Origin of the sequence: Collinsella aerofaciens (assembly GCF_015561195.1) — a bacterium.
GTDB classification, from domain to species: Bacteria; Actinomycetota; Coriobacteriia; order Coriobacteriales; family Coriobacteriaceae; genus Collinsella; species Collinsella aerofaciens_AC.
In genome coordinates, this window is record NZ_JADMSU010000009.1 from 1 (window position 1) to 16,516 (window position 16,516).

General features: G+C 62.3%; 10 protein-coding genes. 8 read left to right on the forward strand and 2 right to left on the reverse strand.

Annotation, left to right across the window (positions count from 1 at the left end; all coding sequences use genetic code 11):
* Positions 1–254 precede the first annotated feature (254 nt).
* From I2H81_RS08440 to bilS, 3 genes are all read left to right on the forward strand, one after another.
* Positions 255–2,129 (forward strand): ABC transporter ATP-binding protein, encoded by a 1,875-nt coding sequence (locus I2H81_RS08440; protein WP_229108142.1) that lies wholly within the window; start codon positions 255–257, stop codon positions 2,127–2,129.
* Positions 2,130–3,989, forward strand: a complete 1,860-nt coding sequence (locus tag I2H81_RS08445; protein ID WP_195645247.1) for an ABC transporter ATP-binding protein — start codon at positions 2,130–2,132, stop codon at positions 3,987–3,989.
* 323 nt (positions 3,990–4,312) lie between these two features.
* Positions 4,313–4,864 carry a flavodoxin family protein BilS gene (gene bilS / locus I2H81_RS08450; protein ID WP_195645248.1) on the forward strand — a complete coding sequence of 184 codons (552 nt, stop codon included), beginning with the start codon at positions 4,313–4,315 and terminating at the stop codon, positions 4,862–4,864.
* A gap of 669 nt (positions 4,865–5,533) precedes the next feature.
* On the opposite strand, the gene I2H81_RS08455 is transcribed toward bilS, so the two are convergent.
* On the reverse strand, positions 5,534–7,834 hold the full coding sequence (locus I2H81_RS08455; RefSeq protein WP_195645249.1) for an LTA synthase family protein: 2,301 nt from the start codon (positions 7,832–7,834) through the stop codon (positions 5,534–5,536).
* Between the two features lie 213 nt (positions 7,835–8,047).
* Between I2H81_RS08455 and I2H81_RS08460 the strand changes: the two genes are divergently transcribed.
* The 5 genes from I2H81_RS08460 to I2H81_RS08480 all read left to right on the forward strand — a co-directional run bounded on the left by I2H81_RS08460 (position 8,048) and on the right by I2H81_RS08480 (position 13,829).
* Complete coding sequence (locus tag I2H81_RS08460) at positions 8,048–8,923, forward strand: nitroreductase family protein (protein WP_195645250.1); 876 nt, start codon at positions 8,048–8,050, stop codon at positions 8,921–8,923.
* 159 nt (positions 8,924–9,082) lie between these two features.
* The gene (locus I2H81_RS08465; RefSeq protein ID WP_035138754.1) at positions 9,083–11,110 is read left to right on the forward strand and encodes a KUP/HAK/KT family potassium transporter; all 2,028 of its coding nucleotides are present in this window, start codon (positions 9,083–9,085) and stop codon (positions 11,108–11,110) included.
* A gap of 69 nt (positions 11,111–11,179) precedes the next feature.
* A complete protein-coding gene (locus tag I2H81_RS08470) occupies positions 11,180–11,374 on the forward strand; it encodes a hypothetical protein (RefSeq protein WP_195645251.1) in 195 nt (64 codons plus the stop codon).
* Positions 11,375–11,485: 111 nt separating this feature from the next.
* The gene (locus I2H81_RS08475; protein WP_195645252.1) at positions 11,486–13,111 is read left to right on the forward strand and encodes an ATP-binding protein; all 1,626 of its coding nucleotides are present in this window, start codon (positions 11,486–11,488) and stop codon (positions 13,109–13,111) included.
* Between the two features lie 4 nt (positions 13,112–13,115).
* On the forward strand, positions 13,116–13,829 hold the full coding sequence (locus tag I2H81_RS08480) for a response regulator (protein WP_117648427.1): 714 nt from the start codon (positions 13,116–13,118) through the stop codon (positions 13,827–13,829).
* A 95-nt stretch (positions 13,830–13,924) separates the two neighbouring features.
* On the opposite strand, the gene rlmKL is transcribed toward I2H81_RS08480, so the two are convergent.
* Positions 13,925–16,510 (reverse strand): bifunctional 23S rRNA (guanine(2069)-N(7))-methyltransferase RlmK/23S rRNA (guanine(2445)-N(2))-methyltransferase RlmL, encoded by a 2,586-nt coding sequence (gene rlmKL / locus I2H81_RS08485; protein ID WP_195645254.1) that lies wholly within the window; start codon positions 16,508–16,510, stop codon positions 13,925–13,927.
* Between the last annotated feature and the right edge of the window lie 6 nt (positions 16,511–16,516).

Consider the following 16,516-nt stretch of genomic DNA (forward strand, 5'->3'; position numbering starts at 1 on the left):
GATTCGACAAGGGGCGACCATTGTGCAATCGCAAGAAGATGACGGGGCGGAATGTCAATCCTGGTCTAACAGAGCCTAATTGAATCCCCGGCGTTATGCCGCTCGCTGGCGTTGCCAAAACATCGGCTGCTACGTGCCTTGGGCGCTAGTGACCGTTGCCCTTACATCTGTAACGAGTTGCTTACGCATCTCCAGGGTTCTCCGTACTATCATGAATCAGATTGAATTGAGATGATGATAGGGAGCGCCTTTTTATGATTGAGCTGCTCAGGCGTTTTGGTGGTATATTTCGCCGGTATATGGTGATTGGCCCTGCGTGCAAGTTGATTGAAGTGATCTTTGACCTGCTGACGCCGCTGGTGATTGCCCAGATGATCGATAAGGGCATCGGCGCACACAATGTGAACGCTGTCGTCCACTACGGCATGGTACTTGCCGCCATGGCCGTGATCGGCATCTCGTTTACGCTCGTCTGCCAAAAGATGGCGGCGCTCACCTCGCAGGGTATGGGTACCGACATTCGCGGCGCACTCTACCAGCACATCAACAAGCTGAGCTATGCCGAACTCGATCGCTTTGGCACGCCGTCGCTCATCACGCGCATTACCAACGACGTCAACCAGGTGCAGCTTGCCGTGGCGCTGGGCGTGCGTATGCTCATCCGCTGGCCTTTCCTGGCGGTGGGTTCCATGGTTGCGGCCCTTGCCATCGACCTTAAGCTCGGCATGATCTTTTTGATTTGCACGCCCGCCATCGGCCTGGTGTTTTGGCTTGTCATGGCGCGCTGCATCCCGTACTACAAGCAGCTGCAGGCAAAGCTCGATCGCATCGCGCTTATTTGCCGCGAGGGACTTTCGGGCGCCCGCGTGGTCCGGGCGTTTGTGCGCGAGGACCACGAGCGCGAGCGTTTTGCCCAGGCGGCCGATGACCAGGCGCGTGTCGCAATCGCGGTGGGCAAGCTCTCGTCGATTCTCAACCCCGTCACGTTTTTGGTGATGAACCTGGGCGTGTGCGCCATCCTGTGGGTGGGCGGCATTCAGGTCAACGTGGGCGAGCTCACGCAGGGCCAGGTCATGGCGTTCGTCAACTACATGACGCAGACCCTGACCTCCATCGTGTATGTCGCCAACCTGGTCGTGGTCTTTACCAAGGCGAGCGCCAGTGCATCGCGTCTCAACGAGGTGCTCAATTGCGTGCCGAGCATTACCGACGAGGGCAATCAGCCAGTCGCACTGCCCGAGCCGAGCGAACTGGCGGGTGGCGCTGTTTCGGTCCCGGCGCTGAGCTTTGACCATGCGAGTTTTTCGTTTGGCGCGGGCGCGGCAAATGCCGTGAGCGATGTGACGCTGGAGCTGCTGCTGGGCAAAACGCTTGGCATTATCGGCGGCACGGGTAGCGGCAAGTCCACGCTCGTCTCGCTTATCCCGCGCCTGTACGATGCGAGCACTGGCAGCGTGAGCGTGATGGGCGCCGACGTGCGCACCTGGCCGCTCGATCAGCTGCGCCACGTGGTCGCGACCGTTCCGCAGCGCGCGTCGCTCGTGAGCGGCACGATCCGCAGCAACCTAACCTGGCGCGACGAGTCGGCGACCGACGAGGAGCTTTGGGCGGCGCTCGATATGGCGCAGGCCAGCGAGTTCGTGCGCAACAAGCCGCAGGGGCTCGACGCCCCGGTCGAGGCGGGCGGCAAGAACTTCAGCGGCGGTCAGCGCCAGCGCCTGACCATTGCGCGTGCCCTGGTGGGCTCGCCGCAGGTTCTGATCATGGACGATTCCGCCTCGGCGCTCGACTTTAAGACCGACGCGGCGCTTCGCCATGCCATCCGCGAGCGCAGCGCACGCGGGGCCGCCGCGGGCGGACTCCCGCTGACCACGGTGATTGTGAGCCAGCGCGTCTCGACCGTGCGTGACGCCGACATGATCTGCGTGCTCGATCACGGCTCGGTCGCGGGCCTGGGCGCGCATGACGAGCTGTATGCGACCTGCCAGCTCTATCGCGAGATTTGCCAGTCGCAGCTTCGTCGCGAGGAGCTTGAGGGTCAGCAGGGGAGCGCGATGCCCGCGTCCGCCCCAAGTCCCGCGTCCGCCCCGGCTGCCCCGGCATCCGTCTGCGCAAAGGAGGGCTGCTAAATGAATCCGTATACTTCTTCCGGTTCGGTCGCCACGATGACGGCCAACGTGTCCGGCAACGATAACCTCAACGACTTGAGTGACGGCCCGCGTCAGCCCGGCGACCCCGAGCGCTACCCCGTGGGCGCGGTGACTCGCCGCCTGCTGGGCTACGTCCGTCCGCATCGCATTTCGTTTACGGCGTCGTTTGTGAGCGCCGCCATCTCGGTGATCTTGCAGCTCTATACGCCCATCCTCATCGGCGAGGGCATCGACCTCATCGTTGCCGCCGGGCAGGTGGACTTCGGGTCGCTGCTGCCGCTCGTTACCAAGCTCGCGATTGTCGTGGTGGGCGCGGCGGCCTTCCAGTGGCTGCAGGGCTACTGCGTCAACCGTCTGTCCTACGAGACGGTGCGCGACATGCGCGTGGAGGCGAGCGACAAGCTCAGCCGCATGCCGCTCAGCTTTATCGACGGCCATGCCCACGGCGACCTCATGAGCCGCGTGGTCAACGACGTCGATCAGGTGGGTGACGGCCTGCTGCAGGGCTTTACGCAGCTCTTTACCGGCGTCATCACCATCGTGGGCACGCTCGCGTTTATGCTCTCCATCAACCTGACCATGACGCTCGTTGTGGTGCTCGTCACGCCGCTTTCCATCTTTGCGGCCGGTGCTATCGCCAAGCTTTCCAATAAGAGCTTCACTGCTCAACAGCGCATCCAGGGCCAACTCGGCGGTCATATCGAGGAGTATGTGGGTGAGCAAAAGCTCGTGGACGCCTTCGCCTACGGCCTGCACGCTCAACAGCGCTTCGATGTCCTCAACGCCGAGCTCTATACGGCGGGCGAGCGCGCGCAGTTTATGGGTTCGCTTTCTAACCCCGGTACGCGCTTCATCAATAACATCATCTATGCCGTGGTCGCTGTGATCGGCTGCGTGGGCGTGATCACGGGCGTGCCCGCGGCGCTTACGGTGGGCGGCGTGCAGATTTTCCTGTCCTATGCTAACCAGTACACCAAGCCGTTCAACGAGGTTACCAACGTCATTACGCAAATCCAGACGGCGTATGCCTCGGCGCGCCGCATGTTTGCACTGCTCGACGCCCGCGAGCAGGAGCCCGATGCGCCAGACGCCGTGGAGCTTGCCGCCCCGCGTGTCGAGGTGACTTTTGAACACGTGGACTTTAGCTATGTGCCCGACCGCAAGCTGCTGCAGGATATCTGCATCGAGGCCAAGCCCGGCATGCGTTTTGCCCTGGTCGGCCCCACGGGCTGCGGAAAGACAACGCTCATCAATTTGCTGCTGCGGTTTTACGATATCGATGCCGGACGCATCATGGTCGATGGCCGGTCTTCGCGTGACTACACGCGCGCAAGCCTGCGCCGCGCCTTTGGCATGGTGCTGCAGGATACGTGGCTGTTCGAGGGCACGGTGGCGGAAAATATCGCTTACGGTTGCCCGGATGCCACGCGTGAACAGGTTATCGAAGCCGCCAAGCGCGCGCACGCGCACAAGTTTATCGTGCAGCTGCCAAGCGGCTACGATACGGTCATCGGCGAGGACGGCGGCATGTTTAGCCAGGGTCAAAAACAGCTGCTGTGCATCGCGCGCGTCATGCTCACCGACCCGGCGATTCTGCTGCTGGACGAGGCGACGTCGAGCATCGATACCCGCACCGAGCTGCAGGTGCAGGCGGCATTCGACGAGCTTATGGCCGGCCGTACGAGCTTTGTGGTGGCGCATCGCCTGAGCACCATCCGCAACGCCGACTGCATTCTGGTGATGCGCGACGGCGAGATTATCGAGCGCGGCACGCACGACGAGCTGCTAGCGGCAGGCGGCTTCTACGCCGAACTCTACCGCAGCCAATTCGCCCAGTGAGCAAGCCCGTGGGGCAAATTAATCAGGTTTGTTTGTCCCATAGAGCGATCTTGTTATATAGCGTTCTACCAGCGCGTGAAACATTTTGACGATACTCCGTGACACAATTTGACGGCGTTTTGTGAAACAGTTTTTCGGACATTCGTGCAACGTTCTGCGGCGGTTTCAATCCGAAGTACATACTGTTCGAAATCTGTCCAAAGATGTCGTCTGCGTCGCCAATCGACAGACGGTGGTTTACATCTGTCACGTTAGTACTAAGATATTCATCTAATAAATTGCATTAGTGGCTTTAGTTTTGGGGGAAACGAGGCAACGTGACTATGACGTGCTCTTTGGTGGTTAACAGCAAGAGCGGTAATACCAGGATGGTTTCGGGTGCGATCAAGCGCGCTCTGCAGGCTGCGGGCGTTGAGTTTGTCCACGCTGCGGCGTTGAGCGACGATGCGGACGCAGATCAGGTTGCGCTCGAGGCGCAGGGCGCCTGCGCGGCCGACACGGTGCTCGTCGGTTTTTGGTGCGACAAGGGTGCGTGCACGCCTTCGGTCGCGGCGTTGCTCTCCGCCTTGCACGGCAAGCGCGTCTTCTTGTTTGGCACCTGCGGTTTTGGCGCCGACCAGAGCTACTATCAGCAGATTATCGACCGCGTGACCTCCAATTTGGCCAACGATGCCGAGCTTGCGGGCTGGGCGATGTGTCAGGGCAAGATGGGCCCCGCGGTCAAGCAGCGCTACGAGGCCATGCTCGAGCAAGATCCCGACAACGCGCGCTATAAGATGCTGCTCGACAACTGGGTTGCCGCAAAGGACCATCCCACCAAGGAAGATCTGGATAACATGGCTGCAGCCGCCAAAAAGGCCGTGCTGGGGGAGTAGCTCCCATCGCTGACGGCGGTCGGTCCATCTTTCTAAATGAAACGTCCTCCCGGGCGTCGGGGCACGAAGTTCCCTGCTCTACAGTCCTGCGCAAGACGAAGGCCACATTAAGTGGCCTTCTTTGCGTGCGGAACTCGCGATGAACTTCGTGCCCCGACGCCCGGGAGGACGCCTCTTTATTGATGGGAGGCCTGATAGGTCGATGGTTCCGTGCCCGGATGCGTCCAAAGTGGGACGGGCTTTCCGGATGGTCAGGCTTTCGAAAAATGCGTCCCGGAATTTGCCTTTGGAATGGGACGTAGTTTCCCGTTGAGGTGCTTTGCGGAAAGTGCATCCCACTCTGGGCGGTCGAAGTGGGACACAACTTTCCCAATGAGAGCCAACCGGAAACCACGTCCCAGAATCAGCCCCCAAAGTGGGACGCACTTTCCCAACGAGCCTCAACCGGAAAATACATCCCGGAATCCAGCTGAATAGTGGGACACACTTTCCCAATCGGGTCCCAAGCGGAAACTGCATCCCATTCCAGACAAGAATTCCGGGACACACTTTCCGCAAACAAAGAAGGCCACATAACGTGGCCTTCGTCTTGCGCAGGACTGTCCGAGCAGGGAACCTTATATGCCTCCGCCCGGACAGACGTTTCAGTTATGAACTCGCAGCTAGTCGTTACTTGATCTTGGTCGTACCCGGTGCCAGGTTGGGGTCGGTCTCGTTGGCCTCGGTCTGGAAGTGCTCGGTGTACACGTTCTTGCCATCGCGGAACATCTCGTAGTACTGCATCTTGGCGTAATCCTCGCGCGCCTTGGTGGCGGCTGCTGCGGCGGCGTCGTCACCGGTGACGTTGGAGGAGAGCGCCCAGCGCAGGCTGGCGTCCTCGTAGCCGACCGAGTTGATGGCGGGCAGTGACTCGCGCAGCGTCATGTGCGCCTTCTGGTAGTCGGTCAGCGGTGCGCCGATCAGCTGCATCAGCTGCGTGGACAGGTAGTTGGTGGACAGGTCGTCGACCTCGCTCGTCTGGTCGCAACCGGCAACGTCGTAGTTAGCCCAAATGATGTAGTCGGTCTGCCACAAGCGCTCCTGGTGGGTAGCGTCGTCCTCGCCGGTAAACCACTTGTCGTTGAACTTGGACGGGAAGAACGGCTGGTGGTCGCCCCAGAACACCACGACCACCTTGCGGTCGAGCTTGCTCAAGGCGTTGAGGAAGTAGCGCAGCGCCTGGTCGGACTGCTCGATGCACGAGACATACTCGTCGACATCGGATAGCGTGCCGTCCTCGACGGTCTTGGCGTCCAGATCGGTCGTGTCGATATTCAGGTGCATCTGCTTGTCGACCGGCAGCAGGCCCGTATCGTAGCCCGAGTGGTTCTGCATGGTCACGTCGAAGATAAACTGCGGATCGGCGTTCTGGTCGAGCAGCTCAAGAATCTTGTCGTAGGTAGCCTGGTCGGTCACCATGCCGCGCAGGGTATCGGCGCCCTGGAAATCGTTGATGGACAGGAACTGGTCAAAACCAAAGTCCTTGTAGACGTTCTCGCGGTTCCAGTTGGTTGCGTGGTTGGGGTGCATGGCCGTGGTGGAATATCCGAGCGATTTGAACTGCTCTGCCAGATTCCCGGTCGTTTCCATGTTGTAGATGGTGTAGGGGTACACGCCCGAGCCCAGGTTGGCCATGGAGTTGCCGGTCATAAACTCAAACTCGGTATTGGCGGTGCCGCCGCCGTAGGCGCTCACGTAGAGCTTGCCGCGGCTGAGGCAGTTGGACAGGTTCTTAAAGTACTGCGGGCCTTCGTAGCCGGCGCGCATGTTCTGGTAGATCGAAAGATCCGAGAAGGTCTCGTTCATGATGGCGATGACCGTGGGCTTCTCGCTGTCGAACTGCTCCTTTGCGGCGGCGCGCTCGTCGCTCTCGGCCGCGTCGGACTTGTCGTAGGCCTTGGCGTACTTTTTGAGCGTGGCCTTGGCATCGTCGACGGAGTAGTCGGCGGGTTTGGGCGGCTTGATGGACTGCGCTGCGCTAATGAAAGCGGGCAGGTAGCCCTCGCGCCAGTAGCTCTCGAGCGGGCGCCAGGTGTAGACGGTGATGCCGAGGGTGTTGTAGTAGTCGATGAGCGTGACGTGTGCGGTCACACCGCCCAGGCACAGCACGGCGACGAGCAGGTTGGTGAGCAGCATGCGCTTGGCGTTGGCGGCGCCCTTCTGACGGTGCGGTGCCACCAGGCCGGCGTACTCGCACAGCAGCATGGCGATGGCGGTAAAGCCCATGGACAGCACGCAGAACAGTGAGATCGAGAAGGTGTAGCCGGTGCCGGCGACCGCGGCGGCGGTGGAGATGGCCGAAAGGTCGCCCGGCTGGATGGGCATGGATTTAAATGTGATGACGAAGAACTCGGCAATGCCCAGGACAAAGAGGGCAAAGGCCAGGACCGCGGGAGCTGCGCCGTGGCGCTGGAACAGGAAGAACAGGCCGGTCATGAGCGTGGTGATGATGGCCCACTCGAGCAGGATGCACAGGGGGTAGACCCAGGTAAAGTCGTGGTTGGACGATACCTCCATGCCTAGCAGCGCAAAGACGCCGGCGAGCAGCAGGCACAGCACGGCGGCGACGAGCGGCTTGCCCACAAAGGCGCCGCGCAGGCGGGCGAGCTTGCCGGTGGGAGCGGGGGCGTCGGGCGCGGCGAACGCAAAGACGCGCGGGGCGATGCGGTCGCGTGCGATGCTGGCCCAAGCGCAGCCGGTGAGGATGGCGTTGGTCAGGATGAGCATCACAAAGGCGAGCGGCTCGTTTTGGGCGACGAGGCCAATGGCGCCCCAAATGGTCAAAAAGAGCTGGAACAGGCCGAAGGCGACGCTCCACCCAAGAGCGCTTTTGGCAACGGTGCCCGACTGAGCGCGAATGGCCTTGGCCTCGCGCAAGACAAGGTAGACGGTCGCCGCAAGACCGACGAGCGAGATGGCGGCAGCGAACATGCTGAGACTCCTCACAAACTAAAACGTACGAAAGCGGGGGTTTACCCGATTGTTACCAAGATATGCGCTGCAATTGGTGTCTGCGCACAACAACCAGCCATATTAACGCGCACGTGTGGCGGTGTGGCGCAATGTAGTGGCGACCTGCGCGATAATGGACGGGAATTACACGGAAACGTAAAGGCTTCTTAAAGAATTAGCGAGGATAGAGCTATGGGCGAGCAGGTTTGTATGACGGGTGCCGAGTACTGCGGCGGAGCTGCGGGCGTGGATGCGAACGGTTATCCGGTCGAGACTACGGGTAATGCGGTGCTGGACACGTTGGAGCACCGTTCCTCCACGCGTGCCTTCGCGCGTGATGACGACGACCGTCCCGTGGCGGTGACCGACGAGCAGCGTGCGGCGATTCTGCATGCGGCGAGTCGCGCGCCGTCGGCGGGCGCCATGATGATGTATTCCATCGTGAGTATCCGCGAGCAGGCTACGCTCGACCGCCTGGCCGACCTGTGCGACCACCAGCCCATGATCGCCAAGGCGCCCTGGGCACTAATTTTTGTGGTCGATTATGCCAAGTGGATCGATCTGTTTGAGCACGTGGGCTGCTTTGAGCCCGAGTTTGTCGAGCGCACGGGCAAGGCACCTCGCCGCGCGCCGGGTTTGGGCGACTTTGCCATCGCAGCCCAGGACGCCGTGATCGCCGCGCAAAACGCCGTGGTTGCCGCCGAGGCCCTGGGCCTGGGGAGCTGCTATATCGGTGATATCGTCGAGAATGCCGAGGAAGTTGCCGAGCTGCTCGATCTGCCGCCCTATACCATGCCGTTGTCGATGCTCATCATCGGCACGCCCCGTAAGGAGCGTCCGGCCATTGCGCATCCCGTGGTGAACCTGGTGCACGAGGAGCGCTACTGCCGTGCGGATGCCGCGACCATGGATGCGCAGGTGGCCGAGATGGACGCGATGTTCCGTCCGCATGCCCGCGAGGTGGGGGAGCGCGTCGTGGACATCTATACCCGCAAGCACACGAGTCCCTTTATGGCCGAGATGAGCCGCTCCATGGAGTGGTGGTTCAAAAATTGGCTCGGAAAATGACGAATGTGACAAAGGGACAGTCCCTTTGTCACATTCCATATCGCCGCGGTGGCCTAAAGGCCGTATAAATGTTTATCTAGCTGGGAAAACAGTGCCATTCAAACATAGGACGATTACCTATAATCCCTTCGAACATTAAAGTTGGGAGGAAACCGGCTTATGGAACAAAAGGCCAAGGAGGCAGCCTCGCACGCTGCGATTCCTGTGAGCATCTCGGCGATGCTCGTCACGCTGGGCGTGGTGTACGGCGATATCGGCACCAGCCCTATGTATGTAACCAAGGCGCTCGTTGCCGGCAACGGCGGCATCGGAAGCGTCACGGAGGAGTTCGTGCTCGGCGCGCTCTCCCTTGTCGTGTGGACGGTCACGCTGCTGACCACCATCAAGTATGTGCTCATCTCGCTGCGCGCCGATAACCATGGTGAGGGCGGCATCTTTGCCCTGTACAGCCTGGTCAAGCGCTGCGGCAAGTGGCTTATCATCCCCGCCATGCTGGGTGGCGCCGCGCTGCTCGCCGACGGCATCCTGACGCCGGCCGTTACCGTTACCACGGCCATCGAGGGCCTGCGCACCATCCCGGCGGTCCATGCCGTGCTGGGCGATGACCAGGGCCGCGTCGTCGCCATTACGCTCGCCATCATCATCGTGCTCTTCTTGGTACAGCGCATCGGTACGGCCAAGATCGGTCACGCCTTTGGCCCCATCATGACGCTGTGGTTCCTGTTCCTGGGCGGCACGGGTCTGTTCTTTGTCTTCCAGCACCCCGCCGTGCTGCTGTGCCTCAACCCGGTGCGCGGCATCGCCTTTTTGCTGAGCCCCAACAACCACGCGGGCATCATGATTCTGGGCAGCTGCTTCCTCGCCACCACCGGTGCCGAGGCGCTCTACTCCGACATGGGCCACGTCGGCCGCGGCAACATCTACGCTACCTGGCCGTTCGTTAAGTGCTGCCTGCTGCTTTCCTATATGGGCCAGGGCGCTTGGCTTATGAACAACGCTGCCAACCCCGAGCTCATGGGCATTGCCGACCTCAACCCGTTCTACCAGATGCTCGCCCCGGGCCTGCGTCCGTTTGCCGTCGGCCTTTCCACCGTTGCGGCCATCATTGCCTCGCAGGCGCTCATCACCGGCGCATTCTCGCTGGTGTCCGAGGCCAGCCGTCTGGACCTCATGCCGCACATGCAGGTCTTCTACCCTGCCGAGACCAAGGGCCAGCTCTACATCCCCATGGTCAACAACGTCATGCTTGTCGGCTGCGTCATCGTGGTGCTGCTGTTCCAGAACTCGGCGCATATGGAAGCCGCGTACGGCCTTGCCATTACGCTGACTATGATGTGCACCACGCTGCTGCTCTTCTTCTACCTGCACGAGGAGCGCAAGCTCAAGGTTGCTCCGTGGATCTTCGCGGCCTTCTTCCTTTTGCTCGAAGGCTTCTTCTTCGTGAGCTCGCTCACCAAGTTCTTCCACGGCGGCTACTTCACCATCCTCATGGCTGCACTCATCATGGGCATTATGGTGTGCTGGTACAACGGTACGGCTGTTGAGCAGCGCCAGTTTACGCTGCTGCCGCTGCGCAGCTACCTGCCGCAGCTCAAGCGCCTGCGCGACGACGACCGTTACGAGCGCATGAGCGACAACGTCGTGTACCTGACCAAGGACACCCATACCGACTACATCGATCGCGACATCGTCTACTCGATTCTGGACAAGCATCCCAAGCGCGCCCGCGCCTGGTGGTTTGTGAATGTCGAGACCATGGACGAGCCGCATACCTTTGCCTATTCGGTCGAGACGTTCGGCACCGACTACGTGTTCCGCGTGCATCTGTACCTGGGCTACAAGATCAACCAGCGCGTCAATGCCTACCTGCGTCAGGTTGTTCAGGACCTGGCTGCCACTGGCGAGCTGCCGCCGCAGACGCATGACTACTCGGTCTACAAGGACCCGGGTAACATCGGCACGTTCAAGTTCGTCCTGATCCGTAAGCTTTTGGCGCCCGAAAGCGACGTGGAGCCGAGCGAGCGTACGGCCATCACGCTCAAGTACATCATCCGCCGTGCCGCCGGCACGCCCGCGCGTTGGTACGGCCTGGAGAACTCCAACGTGAGCTTTGAGTACGTGCCGCTGTTCACCAAGTTCAAGGCCGTGAACAAGATGCAGCGCCTGGCTCCCAACGAGCGGCCGTAGGCGACGCTCGAGGTTTGTCTGCGAACGGGCGGGCTTGTATTGACGGGGATTGAGTCCTGGGAGGAAACCATGGATGCAAAGGTGCTTGACGGTCGCGATCTTGCGGCCGAGCTGGTGCGTGAGGCGCGCGTCGACGCCGCCGAAGATCGGTTCTTTACGAATCGTGCCAACATGGACATGGCCGACCGCGTGATCTCGATCGTGGTTACGCTGCTTGTCGCGGCGTGCGTTTGCGCGCTGCTCGCGCACGTGTTGTTTGTCTAGCGACCGCCGGTTGCAAAGGCTATACACTTGGAACCACCACAAGGGAAACCACCACAAAGGTGCCTGTCCCTTTGTGGTGGTTTTTGTTTTTGAGAGAGGGGCGGGGCACTGATGGACGTCCGTACGGACGGCGATATTGCCGATAGCTTTTGGTGGCGGCGCACAACTCTGACGCGCCGCACTCCTCTGTATGACGCCTGCGTATCGGTGGGGCTGCTGGTCGCGGCGACGATTATGGGCGCGCTGCTCGACCATCCGGGTCTCGCGCCGAGCATCATGATCGTCTATGTGTTCGCCGTTCAGCTGTGCGCATTCTTTACCTGGAGTCGCCTGTATTGCTTGCTGAGCTCGGCTGCCGCCGTGGCGCTTTACAACTTCTTGTTTGTCGACCCGCGCTACTCGCTGTCGCTTATCGACCGCGGCTATCCCGGCATGTTCTTCATCATGTTCGTGGTCTCGCTTGTGTCGAGCTCGATTGCGTTGGCCCTGCGCCGTGCCTTGGCACAGGCTGCCGCCAGCGACCGCCGCACGCATATGGTGCTCGAGACCAACCGCATGCTGCAGCGGTGCGCCGATCAGCAGCAGATTGTCCATGCCATGGCAACGCAGCTTGCGCGTCTTTCGGGCTGCCCGGTCGTGTGGTACAGCGCCGACGCCGAGGGCGATGACCTGCTGCCGCGTGCGACATACACGGCCGTGGGCGATGCCGCGCCGGTGCACGAACTGGCGCCGCAGATGCCGCCGCGGCTCTCGGCGTCCGCCTATGTGGGAACGCCGCTCGATGCCACCTATGGTGGCTCGGCGTTTTATGGCATCTACCTGACGGTTCGCACAGGCGACGGCTTCGCGCGCTCGGGCGACCCCGCCTCGGTGGTGGGCGTGCTGGCTATCGTTGCCGAGCCCGACGTGCTGACGCACGAGGAGCGGACACTTGCCGATGCTATCGTGAGCGAAGGCGAGCTGGCACTCGATCGCGCCCGCGCCATGGAGGCCCGCGAGGAGGCGGCGGTGCTCGCCAAAAACGAACAGTTGCGCGCCAACCTGCTGCGCTCCATCTCGCACGATCTGCGCACACCGCTTACCAGTATTTCGGGTAATGCCGACGTGCTGCTCGATCAGGGCTCGACCGGCACCGCGGTGCTCGATGCCCAGACGCGCCGCGGCCTGCTTCTATCCATTCGCTCGGATGCGCAATGGCTCAACGCCACCGTCGAGAACCTGCTCGCCATCACCAAGCTCGAGGGCGGCGGCATGCATCTGTCGACAACGCTCGAGCTCATGGACGATATCGTCGAGGAGGCGCTGCGCCACGTGAACCCTGCCGTGCGCGAGCACGACCTTAAGGTGGTGGCGTGCGATGAGCCGGCGCTCGTCAACGTCGATGCGCGCCTGATGGTGCAGCTGGTGGTCAATCTGGTGAACAACGCCATCACCTATACGCCCGCAGGCTCGCATATCATGATTTCGATTGGCGTCGACGATGGACGCGTGGCGTGCTCGGTGGCCGATGATGGTCCGGGCATCGCACCCGAGGATCGCGAGCGCATCTTTGAGTCGTTCTATACCGCCAACCATGGCCTGGCCGACAGCCACCGTAGTGTGGGCCTGGGGCTTTCGCTCTGCCGCTCCATTGCGCTGGCGCATGGCGGTAGCATAGAGGTTGCCGCGGCGGACCCGCACGGCTCGGTCTTTACGATTGAGCTTCCCGTCGCCGATGTTTCGTTTGATAAGGAGTAGCGCCGTGCCGAACTCTGCCGTAAAACCGCTCATCTTGGTCGTTGAGGACGACCCCGCTGTCCGCAACCTTATCGTTGCCGCGCTCGAGGCGCACGGCTTGCGCCACATGGCTGTGGAGACCGCCCATGCCGCCATCGCCGCCGCCTCATCGCAGGCACCGAGCATTGTGCTGCTCGATCTGGGCCTGCCCGATATGGACGGCGTCAAGGTGGTGGAGTCGGTGCGCGCATGGTCGGGCATGCCGATCATCGTGGTCTCGGCGCGCAGCGAGGATGCGGACAAGATTCGCGCGCTCGATGCCGGCGCCGACGACTACCTGACCAAGCCGTTTTCGGTCGAGGAGCTGCTCGCGCGTATTCGCACGACGCTCAGGCGCCTTTCGTATGCGCAAACGGGCGGTGTTGCCTCCGAGGGCTCGTTCGATACCGGTGAGCTGCATATCGACTTTGATGCCGGCATTGCCACGATGGATGGCGAGGAGCTGCATCTGACGCCGATTGAGTACAAGCTCCTGTGCCTGCTGGCACATAACGCCGACAAGGTACTGACGCACCAGTTTATCCTGCACGAGATTTGGGGCACGGCAACTAAGAGTGACCTGGCAAGCCTGCGTGTCTTTATGGGTACGCTGCGTAAAAAGATAGAGTCCGACCCCGCGCATCCGCGTTACATCCAAACGCACGTGGGTATCGGCTATCGCCTGGTCACCCAAGGCTAGATCGCCAACCACCATCCCAATATGAGTTGCGGTGAAATACGGTCTAAATTTACCTAATTCCAGGCAAAACAGTCCGTATTCCACCGCAACGTTGTCTATTTATTCTTGGGCTTGCTGGCGTAGAACTTCTTCTTTTTGGACTTGCCGGCAGGGGAGGGTTTGCCAGCAAAGTTGGACTTGCCGTTGCCGTGCGGCCCCTGGTCGCCTGCCTGCGCGTGCGCGGGCGCTGCCGCGCGAGGCTTGCGGGCCTCGGGGTTGCGCAGCTCCTCGGTTCGCTCGGCAATCTCCTCGGCGCTAAAGCCGACCTCGGCCATGGCGTCCTCGATGGGCAGGCGGCGCACGATATAGCAGTGGTGCACCTTCTGGTTGCGCGCGAAGTCCTCGGGAATGGTCTGCGTCGTAATGTCCTCCAGCACGACGCCCGCGCGCGCGAGCTTGCGCGTCTCGGGGCGGAAGCCGCGCAGGTTGCAGCTAAAGATGGCGTGGCCGCCCTGTGCGAGCAGGCGCGATACGCCGACCAACAGCTCAACATGGTCGCGCTGGACATCCCAGGTACGGCGGCCCATCTTTGACGAGTTCGAGAACGTGGGCGGGTCGACAAAGATCAGGTCCCAGCGGTTGCGCGTCTGGCGCTGGTCACGAATCCAGGCGAGCACGTCGTCGCGCACAAAATGATGCTGCGGACCAACAAAGCCGTTCTGGCGCATATTGCGCTCGGCCCAGTCCAGATAGGTGTTGGAGAGGTCGACCGTCACGGTTTCCTCGACGCCGCCATCGGCCGCGTAGCAGGTGGCGGTGCCGGTGTAGGCAAACAGGTTGAGGAAGCGGCGCGCCTGCTTGGCGTGCTCGCGCACCAGGTTGCGCGTGACGCGGTGATCCAGGAAGATACCGACGTCCAGGTAGTCGTCAAAGTTGACGGCGAAGGTGAGTCCGCCCTCTTCGATGAGCGGCAGACGGCGGCGTGCGATATTGGCGCGCTCGCCCGATGCGCCCTTGCCGGCGCCCTGTTTGCCGTACTGCGAGCCGCCGCGTGAGCGCATGCGGGCCTTGGCGTGCATGCGCTCGGCCGGAACATCAAGGATGCGCGGCGCGATGGCCAGAATGTCGAGCATACGGGCCTGGGCCAGCGCGGGGTCGATGGTCTTGGGTGCGGCGTATTCGGCGATGACGAGCCAACGCCCCGGCGTCTGCGGGCAGCCCTCGTACAGGTCGATGGCGGCGGAGTAGTCGGGTAGGTCGGCATCGTAGACGCGGTAGCAGCTCACGCCCTCGCGCTTGGCCCACTTGCGGCGCAGACGGGCATTCTTGCGCAGGCGATTGGCGAACTGCTCGGACTCCGGGATGAGCACGGGCAGCGGCTTGCCGTCGCCCAAGTCGAGCATGGCGGCAGGCGCGGGCATGGCGGAAGCGGCGGCTTCATCGTTGACTTCGTTGGCATCCGCAACCTCGGCCTCGACATCCGCACTGGTCGCAGCTTCGAATGCTGCGGCGGCGTGGTCGAGCGAGGGCCAAACCTCAATAGCCGCCTCCTCGTTATTGGGCATGACGGCGATCGAGTGCTCGGGCTCGGCGTGGAGCGCGCGGGCCAGCAATCCGTCGCGGGTGAGCGCGGCGACCGGCGCGGCGGTGAGCTCAGGCGCGCGGCGCAGTTCGCCGATCAGCGTCATGGCGTCGTGCATGAGCGAAAGCGGGGTCTCGGTCGTGTCCGCGACCAGGGCGGCACCGGCAACGGCACCTGCGTGGTCCAGCACGGTGGCGGACTTGGCGGCGCAAAAATCGACAAAGCGCTTGTAGCCGGCACACTTAACCATGCGCTCGGCGGTCTTGCGGGCGGTGGGGTCGATGCCTGCGGCCACGATGCGCGCCTGGCGCTCGCGCGCTGCCGCCTCGCGCTCGCGCGCCTCGGCAAGCAGCTGCTCCCACAGAGCGGCGTCGTGTAGCTGCCAGCCCTCAAAGCCCCAGCGCTCGCGTGCGGCGCCCGGGGCGCGGTCGGTCAGAATGTTCACGGCTTCCAGCAACAGGCCGCCGCCGGCGCACGAGGCATCGATTAGCGTGGGAAGGGCTTCATTCTCGTAATCGTCGGCCGTCAACTCGCGCTCGCACAGTGCGGTCCAGCCGACCTGCGCCAGCACCAGGGCGGCGTAGTCGGGGCGCAACACGTGCGCACCCTCGCCGGCACGGGTCGCCGCGGGCGGCAGGCGCTTGAACAGCGGGTCGCCCGAAAGGTCCAGGCTGATGCTCGCGCGGCGCTGGCGCAGCGAAAGCAACAGGTGAACGTCGGGATCGGCAGCGTCGACATCGGCGCGACGGCCCGTGGTCTCGGCCAGACGGTCGCACAGCGCGTCCTTGGCGCGCAGGGCCGAGAAGCGCGTGTTGCGCAGCTGCTCGGTCACGCCGCGGGCGGTGATGGCAATGGTGGCGCCGGGGCGGACGATGTTCTCCCAGGCGATGTCGTAAACGCTATCGTACAGCTCATCGGCATCCTGCGCCTCAAAGCGCCCGAGCACCGCAAACACGCGGCTCGCTAGGCGCGACCACAGACAGGCGCGGTAGCCTTCTTCGAGCTCGCCCTCAAACGTGGCGCGGCCCTTCAGCCGGCGAACATGCGAAAGCCCGAGGCGTTTAAGCTCATCGGCGAGTGCGGACTCAAAGCCTTCGGGGCAGCTTGCGTAAAATTCCATGGGTGA

Bases quoted from the DNA above. Each gene is read 5' to 3' on its own strand.
- bilS (WP_195645248.1), top strand. From the start codon at position 4,313: ATGACGTGCTCTTTGGTGGTTAACAGCAAGAGCGGTAATACCAGGATG.
- I2H81_RS08455 (WP_195645249.1), bottom strand. From the start codon at position 7,834: ATGTTCGCTGCCGCCATCTCGCTCGTCGGTCTTGCGGCGACCGTCTAC.
- I2H81_RS08460 (WP_195645250.1), top strand. From the start codon at position 8,048: ATGGGCGAGCAGGTTTGTATGACGGGTGCCGAGTACTGCGGCGGAGCT.
- I2H81_RS08475 (WP_195645252.1), top strand. From the start codon at position 11,486: ATGGACGTCCGTACGGACGGCGATATTGCCGATAGCTTTTGGTGGCGG.
- I2H81_RS08465 (WP_035138754.1), top strand. From the start codon at position 9,083: ATGGAACAAAAGGCCAAGGAGGCAGCCTCGCACGCTGCGATTCCTGTG.
- I2H81_RS08445 (WP_195645247.1), top strand. From the start codon at position 2,130: ATGAATCCGTATACTTCTTCCGGTTCGGTCGCCACGATGACGGCCAAC.
- I2H81_RS08440 (WP_229108142.1), top strand. From the start codon at position 255: ATGATTGAGCTGCTCAGGCGTTTTGGTGGTATATTTCGCCGGTATATG.
- I2H81_RS08470 (WP_195645251.1), top strand. From the start codon at position 11,180: ATGGATGCAAAGGTGCTTGACGGTCGCGATCTTGCGGCCGAGCTGGTG.
- rlmKL (WP_195645254.1), bottom strand. From the start codon at position 16,510: ATGGAATTTTACGCAAGCTGCCCCGAAGGCTTTGAGTCCGCACTCGCC.